Origin of the sequence: Millisia brevis NBRC 105863, from assembly GCF_001552615.1 — a bacterium.
Classification (GTDB): Bacteria; Actinomycetota; Actinomycetes; order Mycobacteriales; family Mycobacteriaceae; genus Millisia; species Millisia brevis.
Genome location: NZ_BCRN01000006.1, coordinates 150,868 through 172,773 on the forward strand (window position 1 = coordinate 150,868; position 21,906 = coordinate 172,773).

18 protein-coding genes are annotated in these 21,906 nt (G+C 69.8%); 11 read left to right on the forward strand and 7 right to left on the reverse strand.

The window, feature by feature from the left end; genetic code table 11:
• The first annotated feature begins 161 nt into the window (after positions 1-161).
• From MB1_RS10590 to MB1_RS10600, 3 genes are all read left to right on the forward strand, one after another.
• Positions 162-1,982 carry an amino acid permease gene (locus MB1_RS10590; RefSeq protein ID WP_066906537.1) on the forward strand — a complete coding sequence of 607 codons (1,821 nt, stop codon included), beginning with the start codon at positions 162-164 and terminating at the stop codon, positions 1,980-1,982.
• Positions 1,979-2,917 (forward strand): universal stress protein, encoded by a 939-nt coding sequence (locus MB1_RS10595; protein WP_066906539.1) that lies wholly within the window; start codon positions 1,979-1,981, stop codon positions 2,915-2,917. The genes MB1_RS10590 and MB1_RS10595 overlap by 4 nt, the downstream gene beginning before the upstream one ends.
• Positions 2,918-3,021: 104 nt before the next feature.
• Positions 3,022-4,578: a PucR family transcriptional regulator gene (locus MB1_RS10600; RefSeq protein WP_066906541.1), complete on the forward strand. Its 1,557-nt coding sequence runs from the start codon at positions 3,022-3,024 to the stop codon at positions 4,576-4,578.
• A gap of 484 nt (positions 4,579-5,062) precedes the next feature.
• On the opposite strand, the gene MB1_RS10605 is transcribed toward MB1_RS10600, so the two are convergent.
• Genes MB1_RS10605 through gabT form a run of 4 tightly spaced genes read right to left on the reverse strand, consistent with a single transcriptional unit; the run spans position 5,063 to position 10,312 of the window.
• Entirely contained in the window at positions 5,063-6,196 is a 1,134-nt protein-coding gene (locus tag MB1_RS10605) for a CaiB/BaiF CoA transferase family protein (RefSeq protein ID WP_245650125.1), read from the reverse strand.
• Between the two features lie 14 nt (positions 6,197-6,210).
• Complete coding sequence (locus tag MB1_RS10610) at positions 6,211-7,680, reverse strand: aldehyde dehydrogenase family protein (protein ID WP_066906547.1); 1,470 nt, start codon at positions 7,678-7,680, stop codon at positions 6,211-6,213.
• Positions 7,681-7,724: 44 nt separating this feature from the next.
• On the reverse strand, positions 7,725-8,921 hold the full coding sequence (locus tag MB1_RS10615; RefSeq protein WP_066906549.1) for an acyl-CoA dehydrogenase family protein: 1,197 nt from the start codon (positions 8,919-8,921) through the stop codon (positions 7,725-7,727).
• A 32-nt stretch (positions 8,922-8,953) separates the two neighbouring features.
• Complete coding sequence (gene gabT, locus MB1_RS10620; protein WP_066906551.1) at positions 8,954-10,312, reverse strand: 4-aminobutyrate--2-oxoglutarate transaminase; 1,359 nt, start codon at positions 10,310-10,312, stop codon at positions 8,954-8,956.
• 140 nt (positions 10,313-10,452) lie between these two features.
• Between gabT and MB1_RS10625 the strand changes: the two genes are divergently transcribed.
• On the forward strand, positions 10,453-11,559 hold the full coding sequence (locus MB1_RS10625) for an isocitrate/isopropylmalate dehydrogenase family protein (RefSeq protein WP_066906554.1): 1,107 nt from the start codon (positions 10,453-10,455) through the stop codon (positions 11,557-11,559).
• Here MB1_RS10625 and MB1_RS10630 read toward each other — a convergent pair.
• Positions 11,510-12,247: an SDR family oxidoreductase gene (locus tag MB1_RS10630; protein WP_066906861.1), complete on the reverse strand. Its 738-nt coding sequence runs from the start codon at positions 12,245-12,247 to the stop codon at positions 11,510-11,512. The two genes, MB1_RS10625 and MB1_RS10630, sit on opposite strands and share 50 nt — an antisense overlap.
• 161 nt (positions 12,248-12,408) lie before the next feature.
• On the opposite strand from MB1_RS10630, the gene MB1_RS10635 reads away from it, so the two are divergent.
• The 4 genes from MB1_RS10635 to MB1_RS26810 are packed head-to-tail and all read left to right on the forward strand — an operon-like array spanning position 12,409 to position 17,633.
• Positions 12,409-13,974, forward strand: coding sequence for a hydantoinase/oxoprolinase family protein (locus MB1_RS10635; RefSeq protein ID WP_066906556.1), 1,566 nt, complete (start codon positions 12,409-12,411; stop codon positions 13,972-13,974).
• Positions 13,967-15,121, forward strand: coding sequence for an S-methyl thiohydantoin desulfurase family protein (locus tag MB1_RS10640; RefSeq protein ID WP_084351438.1), 1,155 nt, complete (start codon positions 13,967-13,969; stop codon positions 15,119-15,121). The genes MB1_RS10635 and MB1_RS10640 overlap by 8 nt, the downstream gene beginning before the upstream one ends.
• A gap of 5 nt (positions 15,122-15,126) precedes the next feature.
• Positions 15,127-16,107, forward strand: a complete 981-nt coding sequence (locus tag MB1_RS10645) for a DUF917 domain-containing protein (RefSeq protein WP_066906558.1) — start codon at positions 15,127-15,129, stop codon at positions 16,105-16,107.
• Positions 16,104-17,633 carry a PucR family transcriptional regulator gene (locus MB1_RS26810; RefSeq protein ID WP_157084006.1) on the forward strand — a complete coding sequence of 510 codons (1,530 nt, stop codon included), beginning with the start codon at positions 16,104-16,106 and terminating at the stop codon, positions 17,631-17,633. Before MB1_RS10645 ends, MB1_RS26810 begins: the two co-directional genes overlap by 4 nt.
• A 3-nt stretch (positions 17,634-17,636) precedes the next feature.
• On the opposite strand, the gene MB1_RS10655 is transcribed toward MB1_RS26810, so the two are convergent.
• Complete coding sequence (locus MB1_RS10655) at positions 17,637-18,356, reverse strand: aspartate/glutamate racemase family protein (protein ID WP_066906562.1); 720 nt, start codon at positions 18,354-18,356, stop codon at positions 17,637-17,639.
• Between the two features lie 179 nt (positions 18,357-18,535).
• Between MB1_RS10655 and MB1_RS10660 the strand changes: the two genes are divergently transcribed.
• The gene (locus tag MB1_RS10660) at positions 18,536-19,933 is read left to right on the forward strand and encodes a purine-cytosine permease family protein (RefSeq protein ID WP_066906565.1); all 1,398 of its coding nucleotides are present in this window, start codon (positions 18,536-18,538) and stop codon (positions 19,931-19,933) included.
• A gap of 39 nt (positions 19,934-19,972) precedes the next feature.
• Here MB1_RS10660 and MB1_RS10665 read toward each other — a convergent pair whose 3' ends face one another.
• Positions 19,973-20,452, reverse strand: a complete 480-nt coding sequence (locus MB1_RS10665; protein WP_245650126.1) for a PaaI family thioesterase — start codon at positions 20,450-20,452, stop codon at positions 19,973-19,975.
• A gap of 34 nt (positions 20,453-20,486) precedes the next feature.
• Between MB1_RS10665 and MB1_RS25615 the strand changes: the two genes are divergently transcribed.
• Together MB1_RS25615 and MB1_RS10675 are read left to right on the forward strand one after the other, a co-directional pair.
• Positions 20,487-21,071, forward strand: coding sequence for a TetR/AcrR family transcriptional regulator (locus tag MB1_RS25615; RefSeq protein WP_066906568.1), 585 nt, complete (start codon positions 20,487-20,489; stop codon positions 21,069-21,071).
• Positions 21,072-21,198: 127 nt separating this feature from the next.
• A complete protein-coding gene (locus MB1_RS10675; protein ID WP_066906570.1) occupies positions 21,199-21,795 on the forward strand; it encodes a superoxide dismutase family protein in 597 nt (198 codons plus the stop codon).
• Positions 21,796-21,906: the final 111 nt, after the last annotated feature.

The window sequence follows — 21,906 nt, forward strand, 5'->3', positions numbered from 1 at the left end:
AGGCCGATCGGTGAACCGATGCAGTTCGACAACTGTCCGAATGATCCGCCCAAATTCCAGACAGCTTCGCCGCACAATGCGGCGCAGGTGAGCCTAACGTTCGACTTCTAACAGCGCCGAAGTGAATAGCGCTGATCGATGAGAATTCCGGGTGAGGTCAAATGGGTGAAACACCAGCGTTGAAGAAGGCCCTGAGTCAACGGCAGTTGACCATGATCGCGATCGGCGGTGTTATCGGCGCGGGCCTGTTCGTCGGCTCCGGCGTCGTCATCAGGGAGACCGGTCCGGGCACATTCCTCACGTACGGCCTCGCCGGAATCCTGATCATCATGGTGATGCGGGCGCTGGCCGAGATGGCGGTCGCCCATCCGGCCACCGGTTCGTTCGCCGACTACGCGCGACAGGCGATGGGCGACTGGGCAGGCTTCTCGGTTGCCTGGCTGTACTGGTACTTCTGGGTGATCGTCGTCGGTTTCGAGGCGATCGCCGGCGCGAAGATCATCGCGTACTGGGTCGACTGGCCGCTGTGGCTGGTAGCTCTGGTTCTGCTGGTGGCGATGACCGCGACCAACCTGTTCTCGGTCTCGTCGTTCGGTGAGTTCGAGTACTGGTTCGCCGGCGTGAAGGTCGCGGCGATCATCGCGTTCCTCGTGCTCGGTTCCCTCTTCGTCCTCGGTATGTGGCCGAACAAGTCGATGGATTTCTCGAACCTGTGGAGCCACGGCGGATTCTTCCCCTTCGGCCCCCTGGCAATCACCGTCGCCGTCGTTACGGTGATTTTCTCGATGGTCGGCGCGGAGATCGCGACCATCGCCGCCGCCGAATCCTCGGACCCCGAGCGCGCCGTCGCAAAAGCGGCCAATTCGGTCATTCTTCGCATAGCGGTCTTTTTCGTCGGCTCGTCCTTCCTGCTTGTCACCATCCTTCCGTGGAATGACGACGACGCCAGCGCGTCCCCGTTTGTCGCGGCGTTCACCGAAATGGGTATCCCCTACGCCGACCACATCATGAATGCGGTCGTTCTGACGGCGGTGCTCAGCTGTCTGAATTCCGGTATGTACACCGCCTCGCGCATGCTCTTCGTGCTGGCCGCACGCCGCGAGGCGCCGGCTCAGCTGGTGCGCGTCACCCGGCGCGGCGTTCCGGCGATCGCCATCCTCGCCTCGTCGGTGGTCGGCTTCCTGTGCGTCGTGGCTGCGGCGTTCTCGCCGGACACGATCTTCGCCTTCCTGCTGAACTCCAGCGGTGCGATCATCCTGTTCGTCTACCTGCTGATCGTGATCTCCCAGATCGTGCTGCGCTACCGCACCCCCGATTCGCAGCTGCGCGTCAAGATGTGGCTGTTCCCGGTGCTGTCGATTCTCACCGCGATCGGCATCTTCGCGGTCCTGGTGCAGATGTTCCTGCAGGAGGCGGTCCGTTCGCAGTTGGTGCTGAGCCTTCTGTCGTGGGCGGTGGTCATCCTGCTGTTCGTCGCCAACCGCTGGTTCGTCAAGCGTCGACCGGTCGTGGAGGGTGTCGCCGGCGGCGATCGGCCCCACCGGGTGCTCGTGCTGGCCAACCAGACCGTCGAATCCGACGAGCTGCTCGCGGAGCTGCGCGGTATCGGCGCCGATCGGAGCACCAGCTACTTCGTCGTCGTCCCGGCCAGCCCGATCGAAACCGGCACCGCCGCGACGCACGGTCCGCTCGATGTCTGGGAGGCCACCCGGGTCGAGGCCCAGCGGCGGCTCGACCACACGCTGACCACCCTGCGGTCGGAGAACCTGGAGGCCGAGGGCGAGATCGGCGACTACCGTCCCCTGCGCGCCCTGGCGACCGCGGTCGGCACCTTCCACCCCGATCAGATCGTGATCTCGACGCTGCCCCTGGAGGATTCGGTCTGGCATCGCTTCGATGTCGTCGATCGGGCCCGCGCCGAGTACGGGGTGCCGGTCATCAACGTCACCGCTCGCGCCAAGACCGAGGAACCGTCCTCGTGACGATCATCGCGGGTTTCAGCTGGAGCCGACACGGCCTCGCCCCTTTGCAGTTGGCGGCCCAGATCGCGCACTCGACGGGCGAATCGGTGGTCGCGACCGCGATCGTGGAGCGGCCCTGGCCGCCGAAGGGCGACCCGATCGAGGACGAGTACCTGCGCTACGTCACCGCGGAGGCCGAGCGATCCTTGGTCCGCGCGGTCGAGCAGTTGCCCGCGGACCTCGACATCAGTGTCGTCGTGCACCAGTCGACCTCGGTGCCCAAGGGGCTGATCGAGGTGACCACGACGCACGACGCGAGCCTGGTGGTCGTCGGGTCGTCCTCGGCCGGGCTCATGGGCCGGGTGGCGCTCGGCAGCGTCACCGAATGGCTCGTGCACACCGCGGCGATCCCGGTCGCCATCGCCCCGCGCGGCTATCCGCAGACCCTCGACCGGGTCACCCGCCTGACCGCCGCATACGGCGGTGACGCGGATATCGAGGGCCTGGTTCCCGCCATCGCCACTCTGGGACAGCAGTGGTCGACGGCGCTGCGCATCGCGTCGTTCACGGTGCGGCCGGTGTGGATGTCCGGTGGCGCGCTCGAGTCGTCCGCCGAGAGTCTCGTTGTGGCGCAGTGGTCGCGGCGGATGCAGGAGGAGGCCGCTCGACAGCTCGAGTTGGTCCGCGAACACATCCATGTCGGCGATGTCGACGTGGTGGTCGGCAGCGGGCACGACTGGCGCGAGGCGGTCGAGGACATCACCTGGGAGCCGGGCGACGTCCTGGTGCTCGGCTCCGGCGCCGCCGGGCAGGCCTCCCGGGTCTTCCTCGGGTCGGCCGCCTCGAAGATCCTGCGGCACTCACCCGTTCCGACGATGATCGTGCCGCGTCACCAGCTGCCGATTCCGCAGCCGGCGGGTGCGGCGGCCGGTCACGGCGGGGGCGGCGAGCTGTAGTCGGATCGTTCGGCCGGCCGGGTACGGTTGTCGGCATCCGCCGGGATGTGATGGTCGCCGAAGGGTGACCTCGACCGGCGGATGTCGATGGCCGAAGGGTGAGGATGGCGCTGACCGTTCGCAGGCTCGTTCGGAATCCCGATCTGGGCCTGACCGTGGTGGCCGGCCACGCGGGCGCCGATCGGGTGATCGAGTGGGCGCACGCGATCGAACTCGCGGACCCGGCGCCGTGGATCACCGGCGGCGAGTTGGTGATGACCACCGGTCTGAACATCGGCTCCTCCGACGAGGAGCAGTTCGACTACGTGTCGCGGCTCGTCGACGCCAATGCCGTCGCCCTCGCCTTCGATACCGGGACGACCTTCGAGCACGTGCCCGATGCGGTGCTCGCCGCGGGCGACGCACTGGGGCTGCCGATCATCGCCGTACCCCAACGCACCCCGTTCATCGCGATCACCCACGCGGTGATCGACGAGTTGACCGCCGATCGGGTCCGGGTGGTGCAGGGCATCGTCGACCAACAGGAGAAGTTGGCTCGCGCGACCCTCCGAGGCGGAATCCCCCTACTGACGGCGACATTGGGGCGGGCGCTGACCGCGACGGTCGTGCTGATCGATGCGGAGGGCGAATCGCTCGCGGCCCACGGCACCGATGTGCCGCGGGTGATCGAGCAGGCCCGCTCCGTCGCCCGCGCGGCCGGATCCACCTCGGGGCGAGGGCGATCGACCAGTTCGGTCGCCTCCGACCGGGCCGGCTCCTGTGTCGTGCAGAGCGTCTCGGTGGCCGGGGACATCCGCGGATATCTGGCGATCGGCTCGGCGGGGCCGCTCGCGACCGAGGACCGGCTGCTGGTCGCACACACCGTGTCGCTGATCTCGATCGAGATGGGCAAGCCGGCGAAGGTGGCCGACGCCGAACAACGGTTGCGCACGGTGGTGACCGAGGCCCTCCTCGCAATCGGAGCCGACCTCGATACCGGCTTGCTGCGCTATTTCGGCTTCACCGAGGAGTCGACGGTTGTCGCGATCGTGATGACCAATGTGGGGGCGCTGCTGCCGGCGCAGCGCGAGGCGGCCGCCGCATTGGCCGCGCAGTCGGTCCCCTACCTGATGGCCCCCACGCACGGCGATCTCGCCGTCCTCGTCGGCGGTGAGCGCGATGCCGCCTGGGTCGCCGCCCTGGTGCGCACCCTGTCGATCGCCCTGGGTCGACCCGTTCGAGCGGGGCGGGGTGGCCCGGTCGGCGTCGTCGACGCGGCGACCGGTGTCCGGCAGGCCCGCGCGGCCGCCCGGATCGGGGCCTCGTCATCCTCGGCGGTCAGCGACTTCGCCGATGCCGGAACGTTTTCGCTGCTGCTGGACGGCCGGTCCGTCGAGGAACTGTCCGTACTGGCGCGCAAGGTCCTCGGTCCGCTGATCGACCACGACGCGGCGACCCCGTCCTCCCCCGACCTGTTGACCGCCGTGCGGGTGTGGCTGCTGCACAACACTCAGATCGAAAGCGCCGCCGCCGAGTTGGGCGTCCACCGCCATACGATGCGCAGCCGGATCGCCAAGGCCGCGGATGTTCTCGACCGCGACCTCGACACCGCGCAGGCCCGCGCCGAACTCTGGATCGCCGTCAAGGCCCACGAACTCGCCGAAACCCTCCGCCGCCCCTGACCCGCGCCACTGGGCCACCGCGCCACCCCGCCACCCCGCCACCCCGCCACCCCGCCACCCCGCCACCCCGCCACGAGAGTGTCACTTTCTGCGACTGAACCGGAGAAAACGACACTCTCGCGGGATGAGGCGGGGTGCGCCGGGCCCGGTGGGCTGCCGAGCCGCCGCGAGAGTGTCACTTTCCGCCACTGAACCCGAGAAAGTGGCACTCTCGCGCGAGGAGGCGGGGCGCCGGGCCCGGTGGGCTGCTCCAGGTGCGCTGGGTCGGGTGGGCAGAGCGGGCTGCCAGGCGCTCGGGGTGGACCGAGCCGCCGAGCCGCCGCGAGAGTGTCACTTTCTGCGGCTGAACCGGAGAAAGCGACACTTTCGCGGGAGGAGGCGGGGTGCCGGGCCCGGTGGGGTGCGCTGGGTCGGGTGGACCGGGGCCGCTGGGCCGGGTGAGCCGGGCGGTCGGTGGGCCGGTGGCGCCGGGCCGGGCGGGCTGTCAGGCGGTCGGGTTGTCCCCCAGGGGCGGTGGTCCGCTGCGGTACTGCACGGGGGTCCGCGAGAAGGTCAGCGGATTGGCGACCTGCGGGGTCGCGCTGCCGGGCACCTCGACCGACGGCGCGAGCCCGAGCTGCTCGGCGAAGTCGAAGGCTTCGGCGATGTTGTTGATCGGGCCGATCGGCACACCGAGCGGGCTGAGCAGTGCGAACCAGTGGTCGGCGCCGTGATCGGCCAGCGCCTTCTCCAGCGTCGCGGTCAACTCCTGGCGATTGCTCACCCGCGCGGTATTGGTGGCGAACCGCTCGTCGGTCGCCAGATCGGCACGTCCGCTCGCGGCGCACAGCTGGGCGAACTGCTTGTCGTTGCCGACCGCGAGCGCGACCGGGCGGTCGGCGGTCGCGAAGGTCTCGTACGGCGAGATGCTGGGGTGCCGATTGCCCAGGATGCCCGGCACCACCCCGGCGCCGACGAAGCCGGACGCCTGGTTGACCAGCGACGACAACAGCGACGACAGCAGATTGGTCTCGACCCGTTGGCCCTCGCCGGTGCGGGAGCGGTGGGCGAGCGCGGCGAGGATGCCGGCGAGGGCGTGCAGCCCGGTGATCACGTCGACCAGCGCCACGCCGACCTTGGTGGGCGCACCCGGTTCGGGGCCGGTGACGCTCATCAGGCCGCCGACGGCCTGCACCAGCAGGTCGTAGCCGGCGAGGGCGGCTCCCCCGTCGGCCCCGAACCCGGTGATCGAACAGAAGATCAGGTCCGGCTTGACCGCGACGAGGTCGTCGTAGCCGAGCCCGAGCCGTTCCATCGTGCCGGTGCGGAAGTTTTCGACGACGACGTCGGCGGTGCGCACCAGCTCGAGCGCCTGCCGCCGCCCGTCCTCGCTGCCCAGGTCGATCACGACCGATGTCTTGTTGCGGTTGACCGCGTTGAAGTAGGTGGCGGTGCCGTCGGCGTCGAAGGGCGGACCCCAGGCCCGGGTGTCGTCACCGGTGCCGGGGCGTTCGACCTTGATGATCCGGGCGCCGAAGTCGCCGAGCATCATCGTCGCGTACGGCCCGGCGAGCACTCGACTGAAGTCGACCACCACCACACCGTCGAGGGTTCCCCCGCCCGTCCCGCCTTCGGTCACGTCCGCTCCGCCCGTCATATGCGGGCCGCCCCGCCGCGCAGGTACACCGTCGTGGTGTGGGTGAAGAATTCGCGCGCCGAACGACCCTGTTCCTTGGGACCGTAGCCGCTCTTCTTGGCGCCGCCGAACGGCACGTGCGGGTCGGCGCCGGCCGATTCGGAGTTCACGTGCAGGATGCCGACGTCGATGTGGTCGACCGCCTCGAGGGTGCGGGTGAGGTCCTGCGTGAACAGGGCGGCGGACAGGCCGTAGTCGCCGTCGTTGGCGAGGGTGAAGGCGTCCTCGACGGAGGCCACCCGGCGTATGGCCAGGGCCGGTCCGAAGAGCTCGTCGCGCCAGATGTCGAGATCACCGGAGGGCAGATCCAGGATGGTCGGCGACAGGAAGTAGCCGGATTCCCGCAGCTGCGGATCGGCGGAGGTACCGCCGACGAGCAGGTCGGCGCCCTGCTCGATCGCACGGTCGATCCCACCCCGGATGGATTCGCGGGCAGCGCCGTTGATGACCGGGCCCATCTCGGTGGTGGGATCGAGCGGATCGCCCACGATGATCTCGCGGGCTCGTTTGGTCAGCGCCGCCAGGAAGTCGTCGGCGATGTCGTCGGTGACGATCAACCGGGACGTCGCCGTGCACTTCTGGCCGGTGGAACGGAATGCGCCGAGAGCCACCTGTTGGACCGCGAGGTCGAGATCGGCGTCGCCGAGCACGATCGCGGCGTTCTTGCCGCCGAGTTCGGCCTGCACCGGTACGCCGCGCAGCGCCCCGGCCGCGACCAGGCGGCGGCCCACCCCGGTCGATCCGGTGAAGGTCACTGCGTCGATGCCGGGGTGTTCGATGATGCCGGTACCGATCTCCCGGTCGCCGAGGACGAGGTTGAGCACGCCGGCCGGCAGGCCCGCCTCGGTCAGCGCCTGCGCCAGCCGCACCGCCAGCAGCGGCACGGTGCTCGCCGGCTTCCAGACCACGGTGTTGCCGTAGGTCAGGGCGGGGGCGATCTTCCAGGCGGGGATGGCGATCGGGAAGTTGAACGGGGTGATGACCCCGACGACGCCGACCGGCTTGCGGGTGACCAGGATGCGTTCACCCCGACGCGGCGAGGAGTAGACCTCGCCGGCCTCCCGGTCGGCGTCGTTGCCGTAGAAGCGCAGGATCTGCGCGGCGCGCCCGACCTCGCCGATGCCCTCCGCGAGGGTCTTGCCCTCCTCGCGGGACAGCTCCCGGCCCCACTCGTCGGCTCGGGCCTCGACGATCGCCGCCGCCCGCACCAGCACGGCCCCCCGCTCGTGGGCCGGGGTATGCGCCCATTGCGCCCGGGCGGCGGAGGCCGCCGTGACCGCGGCGTCGAGCAGCGCGGTGTCGGCGCGCTGTCCCGCCGCCACCACCACCGACGAATCCGCCGGATTGATGCTGACGACGTCGCCGCCGCTTCCCTCGGTCCACGTGCCGTCGACGAGGTTGTGCAGGTTCTGAATCGGTGCGGTCATGGCGGTCTCGTTTCTCCCGTGCCCGGAACGGTTCGATCGGTTGGTCAGCGGAAGGCGGCGTGCCCGGTGAGGGCCTTGCCGATCGACAGCAGATGCATCTCGCTGGTGCCCTCGTAGGTCAGCACCGATTCGAGGTTGTTGGCGTGCCGCAGCGGCGGGTACTCGAGGGTGATGCCGCTGCCGCCGAGGATGGTGCGGCATTCGCGGGCGATCGCGATCGCTTCGCGCACGTTGTTCAGCTTGCCCAGGCTCAGCTGCTCCGGTCGGATACCGCCGTCGTCCTTCATGCGGCCCAGGTGCAGGGCGAGCAGCAGACCCTTGCCGAGCTCGAGGGTCATATTCGCCAGCTTCTCCTGGGTGAGCTGGAAGCTCGACAGCGGGCGGTCGAAGACGTCGCGGGCGGCGGCGTAGTCGATCGCGGACTCGAGGCTGTCGCGGGCGGCGCCGAGGGCGCCGAAGACGATGCCGAAGCGGGCTTCGTTCAGGCAGGACAGGGGGGCGCTGAGGCCGCGGGCCTCGGGCAGCTGGGCGGAGGCGGGCAGCCGCACATTGTCGAGGACCAGTTCCGAGGTGACCGACGCGCGCAGCGACAGCTTGTGGTGGATGACGTTGGCGGTGAATCCCGGGGTGTCGGTGGGGACGACGAAGCCGCGGACACCGTCGTCGGTCTGCGCCCACACCGTGGCGACGTCGGCGAGGTTGCCGTTGGTGATCCACATCTTGGTGCCGTTGAGGATCCAGTCGTCACCGTCGCGGCGGGCGCGGGTGCGCATCCCGGCGGGGTTGGAGCCGAAGTCGGGTTCGGTCAGGCCGAAGCAGCCGATCGCCTCGCCGGCCGCGAGCTTCGGCAGCCATTCGAGCTTCTGCTCCTCGGAGCCGTAACGGTAGATCGAGAACATCGACAGCGAACCCTGCACCGACACGAAGCTGCGGAAGCCGCTGTCGCCCGCCTCGAGTTCCAGACAGGCCAGGCCGTAACTGACCGCGTTGGTGCCGGCGCAGCCGTAGCCCTGCAGGTGCATGCCCAGCACGCCGAGGCTGCCGAATTCGCGGGCGATCTCGCGCGGCAGGGTGGCCGATTCGAACCACTCGGCGACGTTGGGCTTGAGGCGGGTGTCGACGAACTTGCGGACGGTGGCGGCGATATCGCGCTCGTCGTCGTCGAGCAGGCGGTCGGTGCCGAAGAGCTCCAGCGGCTTCTGGGCGCGGTTGTCGGAGCGGGGGGCGGTCACGGTCGTCATATCGGGTCCTCGTCGGTCGGTGGGGCGGTGGATCAGAGGGCGGCGAAGGCGGCGCGCAGGATCTCGAAACCCTCGTCGAGCAGGTCGTCGGAGATCGACAGCGGCGGCAGGAAGCGCAGCACATTGCCGAAGGTGCCGGCGGTGAGCGTCAACAGCCCATGCTGTACGCAGTCGCGGTTGATCGCGGCGACGGCGTCGCGGTTCGGGGTGTCGGAATCCGGTTCGACCAGTTCGACGGCGACCATCGCGCCGCGACCCCGGATCTCCCCGACGATCGGATGCTCGGCGGCGATCTCGCGCAGATGCCGGGTCATGATGTCGCCGATCACCCGGGCCCGCTCGAGCAGGTTGTCCTGCTCGATGGTCTCGAAGACCCCGAGCGCCGCCTCGCAGGCTGCCGGGTTTCCGCTGTAGGTGCCGCCGATACCGCCGGCGTGCGCGGCGTCCATGATGTCCGCGCGGCCGGTGACCGCGGCCAGCGGAAGTCCGCCGGCGAGCCCCTTGGCGGTGACGACCAGGTCGGGCACGAGGCCCTCGTGTTCGCTCGCGAACCAGGCCCCCGTGCGGCCGATACCGGCCTGGACCTCGTCGGCGACGAAGACGATGCCGCGCTCCCGGCAGAAGTCGGCGACGCGGGCCAGGAAGCCCGGCGCGGGCACGATGAAGCCGCCCTCACCCTGGATCGGTTCGACGATGACGCAGGCGACCACGCCGGCGCCGATCTGCACGTCGATCAGATCCCGGAAGGCGGTGAACGCCTCGTCGGCGGCGTTCTCGGGGCCGCTCGGCCACCGGTACGGGTAGGCCATCGGCGCCCGGTAGACCTCGGGTGCGAAGGGACCGAAGCCCGCCTTGTAGGGCGCGGCCTTCGCGGTCATCGACATCGTCAGCAGGCTGCGGCCGTGGAAGGCGTTGTCGAAGGTGACCACCGCCGGTCGGCCGGTCGCCGCCCGGGCGTACTTGACCGCGTTCTCGACGGCCTCGCTGCCGGTGTTGAACAGTGCGGTGCGCTTCTCGTGGTCGCCGGGGGTGAGGCGATTGAGGGTTTCGGCCACCTCGACATAGGACTCGTACGGGGTGGCGAGGAAACAGGTGTGCGTGAACTTCCCGAGCTGCTCGCGAGCCCGTTCGACCACCCGCGGAGCGGAGTTGCCGACGGTGGTCACCGCGATGCCGCTGCCGAAGTCGATGAAGGAGTTGCCGTCGACGTCGAGCAGCACACCGCCGCCGGCGGCCGCGGCGTAGACGCCGACGGCACTGGTCAGTCCGGTCGGCAACGCGGCGCCGCGGCGCTGCGCGATCTCGCGGGAGCGCGGTCCGGGGACCTCGGTGATCAGACGGCGGACCTGCTCGAGCTGGGGTCCGCCGACAGGAGCGTGTACTGCGGTCATGTCATCACCTCACGGTCGGTTACCGATGAACCCTAGGAGCGGCCGCCGGCCTTCGATATCGCCCCGACGGACAAGGTGAACGACGACGTTCGCCGTGGTGTCGACGCCCCGCCCGGCGGGTTCATGGCACACTCGCGCCGGTGACACCGTCGATACAGCTGGGTCTCGTCGCCGGAGACGGGATCGGTCCGGAGATCGTTCCCGCCGCCGCCCGGGTCCTCGAGGCCGCCGCCACCGACCTGTTCACCATCGACTGGCATCCGCTGCCGATCGGGCACGAGGCGATCGAGCGGTACGGCGTCGCGGTGCCGGCCGAGACGCTCGCTGCGCTCGACCGCCTGGACGGGTGGATTCTCGGACCGCACGACAGCGCTTCGTATCCGGCGCAGCTGGCCGCGGCGGTGCCGCCGGCGGGGGCGATCCGCAAACACTTCGATCTGTTCGCCAATATCCGGCCGGCGCGGGCGTGGCCCGGCACCGATCCGATCGCCCCGCGCGCCGATCTGGTGATCGTCCGGGAGAACACCGAGGGCCTCTACGCGGACCGCAATATGTTCGCCGGTTCCGGCGAGTTCATGCCGACACCGGACGTCGCCCTCGCGGTCGGCGTCATCACCCGCGCCGGGAGCGAGCGCATCGCGCGGGAGGCGTTCCGGCTGGCCGAGCAACGCCGCCGACACGTGACGATCGTGCACAAGGCGAACGTCCTGACGATGACGACCGGGCTGTTCCGGGACGTCTGCCTCGAGGTGGCCGGCGACTATCCGGACGTCACCGTGTCCGAGCAGTTCGTCGACGCCGCCGCGGCGCATCTGGTACGCGACGCGTCGATCTTCGACGTGATCGTCACCGAGAACCTCTTCGGCGACATCCTGTCCGACCTCGCCGCGGAGTTGGCCGGCTCACTGGGGATCGCCGCCTCGCTGAACTGCTCGGCGACCCGGGCGATGGCCCAGGCCGCACACGGCGCCGCGCCGGACATCGCGGGTACCGATACCGCCAACCCGACAGCGCTGATCCTGTCGGTGGCGATGCTGCTGCGTTGGTTGCAGGGCCGCCACACCTCCCCCGTCTTCGGCGAAGCGGCGGGGCGCACCGAGGACGCGATCGGCGCGGTGATCGCCTCCCCGATCCGCACGCGCGACCTCGGCGGCACCGCCTCGACCACCGCCTTCACCGATGCGGTGATCGAGCGGATCATCGGAACGAGTAGCCGCCGTCGGGAAAGAGGGTCGACCCGGTCGTGACGGTGTTGAGCAGCAGGTAGACCACCGCCTGGGCGACCTCGGGTTCGGTTCCCATCCGGCCGATCGTCGAGATCGAGGTGTAGAAGTCGAAGGCCGCGGCCCGAACCGCCGGATCGCGCTGGTCCCACAGGTGCCCGTCGACGGTGCCGGGCGCCACCGCGTTGACCCGAATCGGGGCCAGTTCGAAGGCCAACCCGCGCGCCAAGCCCTCGATGGCGGCGTTGGCCGCGGTATAGGCCGGAGCGTTCCCGGCGGGGCGGATGCTGGCCGCACCCGACATCAGCACGATCGACGCGTCGGCCGCGAGCTTCGGCAGGGCGGACTTCACCACCCGGTACTGCCCCCAGAACTTCGACTGGAAGGGAGTCGCGGCCTGCTCGACCGACAAGTCCGCGATCGACCCGGTGACGTAGTCGGCCGCGGTCGTGAAAATGCCGTGCACCGTCTCGATCCCCGCGAAGAAGGTGTCGATGGTGTCCTGGTCCGAGGTATCGACCACCGCCCAGCGTGCGGCGTCACCGAGTTCGGATGCGGCCGCCTCCAGCGTCGCAGCGGTGCGGCCACCCAGTACGACGTTGCCGCCTGCGGCCGTCACCAGTCGGGCGACCGCCAGTCCGATGCCGGTCCCACCCCCGATCAGGACGACGGTGCGGTCGGCGAAGGCGGTTTCGGACAGAAACGAGGTCATGGACCCGAACACTAGAAGCCCGGCCCGACGTCCTCGATGTGCATCCCGCCGGATTGGAGGTCCGAATCAGGGCACTGCGCCCGGTGAGCCGTGGCCGAAGGATCCATAGGCTGACCGCAGACGCTTGACCGGCGGGCGGCCAACAGCAGAAAGCGGCGCATATGAGAATCGGAATCGACGTCGGCGGCACCAATACCGACGCAGTGCTGATGCGCGGTGATCGGGTGGTCGCCGCCTGCAAGCGGTCGACCGCTCCCGACGTCACCCGCGGCATTCTCGACGCGATCTCCGCGCTGGAGTCGGCCCATCCGTTCGGGGCGCAGGACATCGACGCGATCATGGTGGGCACCACCCACTTCATCAACGCGTTGATCGAACGGCGTGGGCTGGCGCCGACCGCCGCCGTCCGGCTCGGTCTCCCGGCGACCAGTTCGCTTCCACCGTTTGTCGGTTGGCCCACCGAGTTGGTGGAGGCGATCGACGGCCAGGGCTACCTCGCCCATGGCGGATACGAATTCGATGGCTCCGCCCTCGCCGACCTCGATCCCGACGAACTGCACCGCATCGGCGACGACATCGCGGCACGCGGCATCCGGTCGATCGCGATCTCGAGCGTCTTCGCACCGGTGAACGCGGACGCCGAGATAGCGGCCGCCGACATCTTCGCCGCGCACCTCGGTCCCACCGTGGCGATCTCGCTGTCCCACGAGATCGGCCGAATCGGGCTGTTGGAACGCGAGAACGCCACGATCATCAACGCCGCCCTGCGCGATATCGCCGACGCGATCCTCGCCGACCTGTCCGAATCCCTGCATCGCCGCGGGTGGGACGCCCCGCTCTATCTGAGCCAGAACGACGGCACTCTGATGAACCTCGAACAGGCGCGCCGGTACCCGGTGGCGACGTTCGCCTCCGGGCCGACCAATTCGATGCGCGGGGCGGCGTTGTTGTCGGGGATGCAGACCTGCGCCGTCGTCGACATCGGCGGCACCACCAGCGATATCGGTCTGCTCGAGGGCGGATTCCCGCGCGAGTCGCGGGCCGAGGTCCACGTCGCGGGCGTGCGCACCAACTTTCGGATGCCCGACGTGATCTCCCTGGGGATCGGAGGCGGTTCGCGCATCCGCGACGACGGCCGACGCATCGGCCCGGACTCGGTCGGCTACCGGCTGCCGTCCGAGGCGCGCGTCTTCGGAGGAACCGCACTGACCGCCACCGACATCGCGGTCGCCGCCGGTCGCGGCGTCGTCGGCGACCCGAACCTGGTGGCGCATCTGGACGGGTCGGTCGTTCGCGATGCTCTGGCCCGGATCGACGAGGAGATCGCCCGCGGTGTCGATCGCATGCGGGTGTCGGCCGATCCGTTGGCGGTGGTCGCCGTCGGTGGTGGTTCGATCCTGCTGCCGGAGAGCCTCCCCGGTTTCGGGACCATCCTGCGACCGGACAACTACGCGGTCGCCAACGCCGTCGGCGCGGCCATTGCCAACGTCGGCGGCGAGGTCGACCGCATGTACTCCACCGATCGGCTCTCCCGCGATCGGATCGTCGAGCAGGCCCGTCAGGAGGCGATCAATCGCGCCGTCCTCGCCGGGGCGACCGCCGATTCGGTCCGCATCGTCGAATTCGACGAACTACCCATCCCCTATCTACCGGGCAACGCGGTGCGCGTTCGCGTGAAAGCGGTCGGCGTCCTCGATCTCGGCAAGGAGGCTCCCGCTCATGTCTGACGTCACCATGACTCGACCCCGCCGGCCCTACCCCGACCACCCCCATACCCTCGCGCGCATTTCCACCGACGACGTCGATCCGATCACCGTCGGCGCGGCCCTGCTCGGCACCGGCGGAGGCGGCGATCCCCATATCGGCGGACTGCTCGCCGCCGAGGCGATCCGCCGCCACGGCCCGGTGGAGGTGGTGGGTCTCGACGCCGTACCCGACGATGCCGTCGTGCTGCCGGTCGCCCTGATGGGCGCACCGACCGTCGTCATCGAGAAGATCCCCTCCGCCGACCAGTTGGAGACCGCGATCGGCGCCATGGCCAGATATCTGGGCACCCCGCCGACCCATATCGCCTGCATCGAGGCCGGTGGCATCAACTCGATGCTTCCGGTGGTGGCCGCCGCCCGCCTCGGACTGCCACTGATCGACGGCGACGGGATGGGGCGGGCCTTCCCGGAGATTCAGATGGTGCTGCCCACCCTGTCCGGCATACCCGCAGGCCCCCTGTCGTTCGCGGATGAAAAGGGCAACACCGGCATCGTCGACTCGATCGACAACAACTGGGCCGAACGCCTGACCCGCCCGCTCGCGGTGCAGATGGGCAGTTCGATCGTCATCTCCTGCTTCCCGATGTCCGGGGCCGCGGTGCGCGACAGCTTCGTGCCGGACACGCTGTCCCTCTGCCAGGAACTGGGGATCCTCACCCGTTCGGCCGTCACCTCGCATACCGATCCGGTGACCGCCCTGGCCGATCGGCTCGGTGGTTCGATCCTGTTGACCGGCAAAGTGATCGACGTGCGGCGTGAGACCGTCGGCGGATTCGTGCGCGGCGAGGCGTTCATCGAGGGCATCGGCGACGACGACGGCAGGTGCCTGACGGTGGGGTTCCGGAACGAGAACCTGGTGGCGACCGTCGACGGCACCGTCGTGTGCACGACGCCCGACCTGATCATCCTGGTCGACGACGAGACCGGCGCGGCGATCACCACCGAGGCCGTGCGGTACGGCCAACGCGTGCGCGTGCTGTCCGGCCCGAGCGACGAGCGGTGGCATTCCGTCGCCGGGGTCGATCTGGTCGGTCCGCGCCGTTTCGGCTACGACGTCGATGTGGTTCGTTCACCGGCCCCACCGTCGACCGTCCCCGCCGTAGGCTGAGCCGCGTGCCAACCCGGTGGAGCCCGTCCGAACTCGATGAATTCGTGCTCGGACTGCGTCTGCTCGGCTCCGGCGGTGGCGGCGACCCGCACCTGCTCGCGCTGTCCACCGCGACGGTGCTGCGCGAGCATCCGGTGGACTGGGTCACCCTCGACGATCTGCCCGACGATGGATGGGTGGCGCCCGTCGCGTATATCGGCGCGACCGCCGCGATCCGGGAAAAGCTGCCCGCCGGAACCGAGTTGGTCGCCGCCGTCGAGGCATTGACCCGGTGGACCGGCGTCCGGCCGGTGGCGGTCATGGCGGTCGAGATGGCCGGTGTCAACGGCATCGCCGCCCTCGATACGGCCGCACGCGGCGGACTTCCGCTGCTCGACGCGGATTTCACCGGCCGGGCGCTCCCCCGCCTGGACCAACTGTCGGTCTGCGTCGCCGGCGGCCGGCCGACGCCGTGCGTCGTCACCGAGGCCGGCGGCACCACCGTACTGGTGGACGGAACCGACGCACACCGCACCGAAACCCTGATCCGGACGGTGATCACGGCGACCGGCGGGTGGGCCGCGCTGGCGTTCGCCTTCCAACGGGTGGCGGCTCTCGGGGCGGTGGCCATCACCGGCACGGCGGCGCGGGCGCGGCATCTCGGGCGAGCGATGGCCACCGCCGACCACCTGCACGAGATCGACGAGGTGACCGTCCTGGCGGACGGTCGGATCAGCGCGATCGACGCCGCCCCCGAACGGGACGGATCCCGACGGACCTCGGTGACGATCACCGATTCCGCCTCGGGTGCGGTGCTGCGGGTCGAGGCGGACAACGAGTTCGTCCTGGTCCTGCTCGATGGTGACATCGTCTGCGCCGCACCGGATATCATCTGCCTGATCGCGGCTGCCGATCGGCAGGTACTCAGCATCGACGATGTGCGCGCCGGAACCCGGGTATCGCTGCTGCATCTGCCGGCGCCCGCGTGGTGGCGGGCCCGCCGATGACCACCGTCGCCGCGCTTCTCGGTCGTCCGGCCTTCACCTCCGTCACCGTGGTGACCGGCTCGGTGGAGGCGGTCGTCCATACCGTCGAGGCGACCCGCCTCGAGGATCTGCTGGGCGACGACGTCCCCACCCCGTCGGCCGACATCATCGTGCTGCTCGATCGCCTCGAGGCCACCAGTTGGCGTTTCGATATGGCCTTGCGCGACCTGCGGGCCGCCGGCGCGAAGGTGGTGGTGCTCGACCGGCGGGCGACGCCGGCATCGGGAACGATCCGGCTCGCCGAGCGGCTTCGGCTGACGGTTCTTGCCACCGACGATCCGTGGCGGGTGGCCGTCGCGTTGCGCGATCAACTCCTCGGCGGGCAGGTGGTGGTGGCCGAGCGGATCCGGGCGGTGACGGCCGAGATCGCACACGCCGGCCCGGATGTCGATGATGTGCTGCGCCGGGTATCGCGGATTCTCGGCCGCGAGGTATTGCTGAGCGATCGGGCCGCCCGGGTGATCGCCCCCGAGGGCGGCGTACTCGACGATGCGGTGACCCGGTGGATCCTCGAGGGCGATACTCGCGCTCTGGCGCGGTTGACGCCGTACCCGGCCGCGGAGGTGGTGACCATTCCCGTCGACTCCGGTCTCCCCCAACCCCCGCTTCTGGTGGTGCCGGTACCGGGCGCGGCCCGCCCGGAGCTCGATCAGGTGGCCGGGGTCCTGCCGGTGGCCGCGCTGGCGGTGGGGCATCGGCTGGCGTTGCGGCGAGTCGCCGACGAGCGCATGGCCTGGCAGCGCACCAGTCTGCTCGGGGACTTCCTCAAATCGTCTCCGGCGATCCCGGATGCGATCCTGCGACGGGCCGTCGAGCGTGGATGGCCCACCGACGGTTGGCATATCGGAGTGCGGATCGTCGGTCGCGGTGAGGTCGACGCGGTGGCGCACCGCGCCGATGTTCTGGGGGCGTTGACCGACGAGGGTGTCGACTGCACGGTGGTCGAGCAGACCAATGGGTGGGCCGCCTGGACCACCTTCGGCGTGGAACCGGATGTGGCGACCACCGCGTCGACGGTGCGACGCATCCGCCGTGCGCATGCCCGCTGGGACGATTCGACGCCGACCAGTGTCGGGGTGGGGCGGGTCCATCGCGGTGCCGCCGGGATCGCGGAATCGCTCGCCGAGGCGTCCGACGCGGCCCGGCTCGCGGCGTCCCGCCCGCAGACCGCGTATTTCCTGCATGTCGACCGGCTGGGCCTGGCGCAACTGCTGCTCGCCTGGACCCAGACGGATACCTTCGTGCCCGCCGCCCGCGAACTGCTTTCCCCGTTGACCGAAGCCGGTCAGGGCCGGTTGCTCGAGACGTTGGTGACCTATCTCGATGCGCGCTCGTCGGCCACCGAGACCGCCTCGATTCTCGGGGTACACCGCAATACCGTGACCGAGCGGATCACCCGGGTGGAGCGGCTGTTGGGGGTCGATCTCGACGACGCCGAAACCCGGCTCGCGCTGCACCTGGCCTGTCGGTCGCTGCCGGCCCGGTAACCCTCAGGGCACCCGCTGCTTGTGTCGCGGACGCGGGTAGCTGCTGCGGCTCGGGGTCAGCCCGAGCCGAACGGAGGTCTCCAGCCACCCGATCGCCGCCGCGGTCGGGTCGACAATCGGCATCTCGATACCCTTGCCTCGCAGGGCATTCCGAACCGCTGACGTCACCCCGAGCATGCCGGTGCATCCCAGCACGATCACATCGGCCTCGTCGGCCACCGCTGCGGCGGTCACCTGATCGACGAGCCGATCGACCAGCCTGTCCCGCTCGACCAGGTCGACGACAGCGAGATCGACGACCCGGATCGAGCCGAGCCGCGCGTCGAGGCCGGACCGGCGGACCAACGACCGGAGCATCGGCACGACGGTGGGCAGCACCGTGACGATGCCGATCCGCTCCCCCAGCCCCAGGGCCAGCAGAAACGCCGGCTCGAAGCCGCCGACCACCGGCGCGTCGATGATCTCCCGGGCGGCATGGACCCCCGGGTCGGCGAAGCACGTCACGAAGACTCCGTCGACGCCGTCGGCGGCGGCACGCCGCACCTGTTCGAGGATGCCCGGGCCGGCCAACGCCTCGTCGTATTCCGATTCGATGCTGTCGGTGCCGTGCGCGATCGAGACCACATCGATCGTGGTCCCCGGGCTGACCCAGCTGCGCACCTCCGCCAGCACCGCCGGCGTGCGGGTGGTGTCGATCACCGGTCGGATCACTCGCAGGTGCATGGCTTCTCCTCGGCCGGCGATCGTCTGTCGAGATGATTATCGGCCGGACCCGGGACCGGCCGACACCGGCGGTTCGCCCGGATCGGACCGCTCGACCGGGCACTTCGCACTGTGCTCGGGGAGTCGCGTCGACCCTACGTTGTGAACGACATCACAACTACGCCACGGAGATCAGCGTCATGACGGACAACGACACCACCTCCTCGGGCAGCCCCGCGGAACGGCAGCGCGACGACTACTCGCTCGGTCGCGTTCCGCCGGCGGCTCGCTATCACTGGTTCTCGATCGCCACCCAACGATTCGGCATGCTGTCCTCACTGGCCAGCTTCCTGATCGGCGCCACCCTCGGGTTCGGCATGTCGTTCCGGGATGCCGTACTGGCCATCACCCTCGGCGCGGTCATCCTCGAGGTGCTGTCCGTCTTCACCGGGATCGCCGGGCAGCGCGAGGGACTGTCGACGTCGGTCCTCGCCCGCTGGACCGGTTTCGGCCGGTCCGGCTCGGCGCTGGTGGGCCTGGCGATCAGCATCAGCGCGATCGGCTGGTTCGGCGTCCAGAATCAGGTCTCGGCCGAGGGGCTGGCCCTGCTGGTGGGCAGCCAACCGGTGTGGTTCTGGGCGGTCGTCGCCGGTGTGGCCACCACGGTGATCGTCACCTTCGGGATCGCGTCGATGGCGTGGACGGCGTACGTGACGGTGCCGGCGTTTCTGCTGCTCGCCGGGTGGTCGATCATCTCTGAGCTGTCCCGACACAGTTTCGGGGACCTGTTGAACGCGCAGCCCGCCGGGCCGGCGTTGTCGCTGGTGCAGGGCACGACGATCGTGGCGGGCGGCTTCATCGTCGGGGCGGTGGTCACCCCCGATATGAGCCGGTACAACCGCTCGGTCGCCGACGTCGTCAAGCAGACCTTCGTCGGAATCACGCTGGGCGAGTACGTGATCGGTCTGACCGGTGTGCTGTTGGCGTTGGCGCTGCGCACCAATGACGTCATCGCCATCGTCACGTCGACCTCCGGGTTCATCGGCACGATCGTCATCATCGCCGCGACGTTGAAGATCAACGACTGGAACCTGTACGCGGCCTCGCTCGGGGTGGTCAACTTCGTCGACCAGGTCTTCGGTCGGCGGATCAACCGGTCGATCGCCACGGTCGTGATCGGCTTGCTGGGAACGGCTCTCGGGGCGGCGGGGATTCTCAACAGCTTCGTGAGCTTCCTGACCCTGTTGGGTGTGGTCTTCCCGCCCGTCGCCGGAATCATGGTGGCCGAGTACTTCGTGGCCCGGACCTGGCGGCGCGATCTGGAAGCGTCCGGCGCCTCGGGGGCGCTGCCCGCCTCGGCGCCGACCTGGGTGCCCGCCGGTCTGGCCGCCTGGATCATCGCCGGGCTGTTCGGCCACTACGTCGACTGGGGAATCCCGTCGGTCAACTCGGTCCTGGTCGCGATGGCGGTCTACCTGATCGCCTCGAGGCTCGGTCTGGTGCGCGGGGTGGGTTCCTCGTCGACCCGGGCGGACGCCCCTGCGGCCCGAAAGCTGGTGGCCGGTCCGGCCGAACGGCCCGTTCCGCTCGCCGATTGACCGCTCCCGATCCGGCCCGGTCCCCGAACGGGGATCGGGTCACCGGCGTGTCCGCGCCGGGCTCGCCACCACAGTCCCCTGAGCGATCGCGCACAGGAGCGGGTCCGGCGCGTCCGGTCGATCGTTCCAGATCTCCACCCGCCCGATCGCCAACGCGTCGGTGTGCCGGACGACCGTGCCGATCGCCCGCAGTGTGCCCGCCCGCGCCGCCCGCAGATAGCTCACGTCCACACCCGACGTCAGCACCTGCGAACCGAGCCGGGTTGCGGCCGCGAAAGTCACCACGTTGTCGGCCAGATACGCGAGGACTCCGCCGTGCACGACGCCGTACTGCTGACGGTGGCGCGGTTCGATTGTCAGCACCAGTTCCGCCGATCCGTCCCCGAATCCGGTGAGGTCGGCGCCGATCATGGTGTTGAAGGGCTGACCGGCCAGGACCGCCCGAGCGGTGTCGATGTCGAGGTCGGCGTGGTCGATATCGGCGGGGGACATCCGATCGTCCGATGATTTTAGCGACATCTCTCCAAAATACGCTCGGCATAGGCTGCTCGCCATGGGCCGACCGACTCTGCACGATCCGGATGCGTTGCTCGACGCCGCCGTGGCGATCGTGGCCCGCGACGGCGTGCGCGCCCTGACGGTCTCGGCGGTCGCCCGCGAAGCCGGGGCACCCAGTGGGTCCCTCTACAACCGCTTCCCGGATCGCGCGAGCCTGCTGGCGGCGGTCTGGATGCGTACCGTCCATCGCTTTCAGCAGGCCTATCTCGAGTTCGTGACGGACGACCCACCTGTCGAGCGAGCCGTCGAGGGTGCGCCGTGGACCGTGCGATGGTGTCGGGACAACCTCGCTCAGGCCGCCGTCCTCGAGGCCGGGCCGCAGAGTTTCGAGGAACACCACTGGCCCGACCCCGTTCGCGCCCGGTGGGCGGCGCTGCGTGCCGAACAGAACGAGAAGATCGGCACCCTGGCCCGACTGGTGGCGGACCGATCCGGGTGCACACCGGAGGAGGCCGCCTTCGCCATGTTCGATCTGCCCTTGGCGGTGGTGCGCCCGTACCTGCAGGCCGGTCGCCGACCGCCGGAACGGGCCGGGGACCTCGCGCGGCGTCTGGCCGGTCGGATCATTCACGGTCGGTAGTGGGGTACGGGCGCCGCCCGGCGGTAGTGTCGAGGAGTCGGCTGCAGCGGTGCAGTGCCGAACCTCGGGGTCCGCTGCCGCCAACGACGTTGTCAACCAGCGGATTACCGAGTATTGGGGGATCGATATGCGCGTAGTTGTACCCGGAATCATCCTGTCTGCCGCTCTTCTTGGGGTGGTCGCCTGCGGATCGTCCACCGACACGTCGACCGCCACAACGACGGTGTCGACGACCGCCGAACAGACCGGCACGAGCGCCGCGCCGGATGCCGGCGGGACGGCAACGGTCACCCTCGCGCCGGCCCCCGGCGGTTCGGTGTCCGGGCAGTTGACGGTCGCGCCCAGCGCGGACGGGGTGCTGGTGTCCGGCACGATCGAGGGCCTCGAACCGAACACTCAGCACGGCTTTCACATTCACGAGTTCGGTGACTGCAGTGCCCCGGACTTCGCCGGCGCCGGCGGCCACTTCAATCCCACCGGGCAGCCGCACGGGCAGGCAGGCATGGGCGAGCACCACGCGGGTGACGCCAACAACGTCGTCGCGGACGCCGACGGGGTGGCGACGGTCGACGCCGACTTCGTGGGCGTGACGCTCGGCGACGGCGGCCCCGAGGACGTGCTGGGTCGGGCGGTGGTCGTGCACGCCGACCCGGACGACTACGTCTCTCAACCGGCTGGCAACGCCGGCGGTCGCATCGCCTGCGGGGTCATCACGGAGGGCTGAACCGCCTCGACCACCTCCTTCGCCGGCGCGCTACCCCACGGACTCCCGAGCGGCCGCGTCCGAAGATGCCGTGTGCTCGCCGTCGGCCTCGGGTGGGGAGATCGAGTCCGT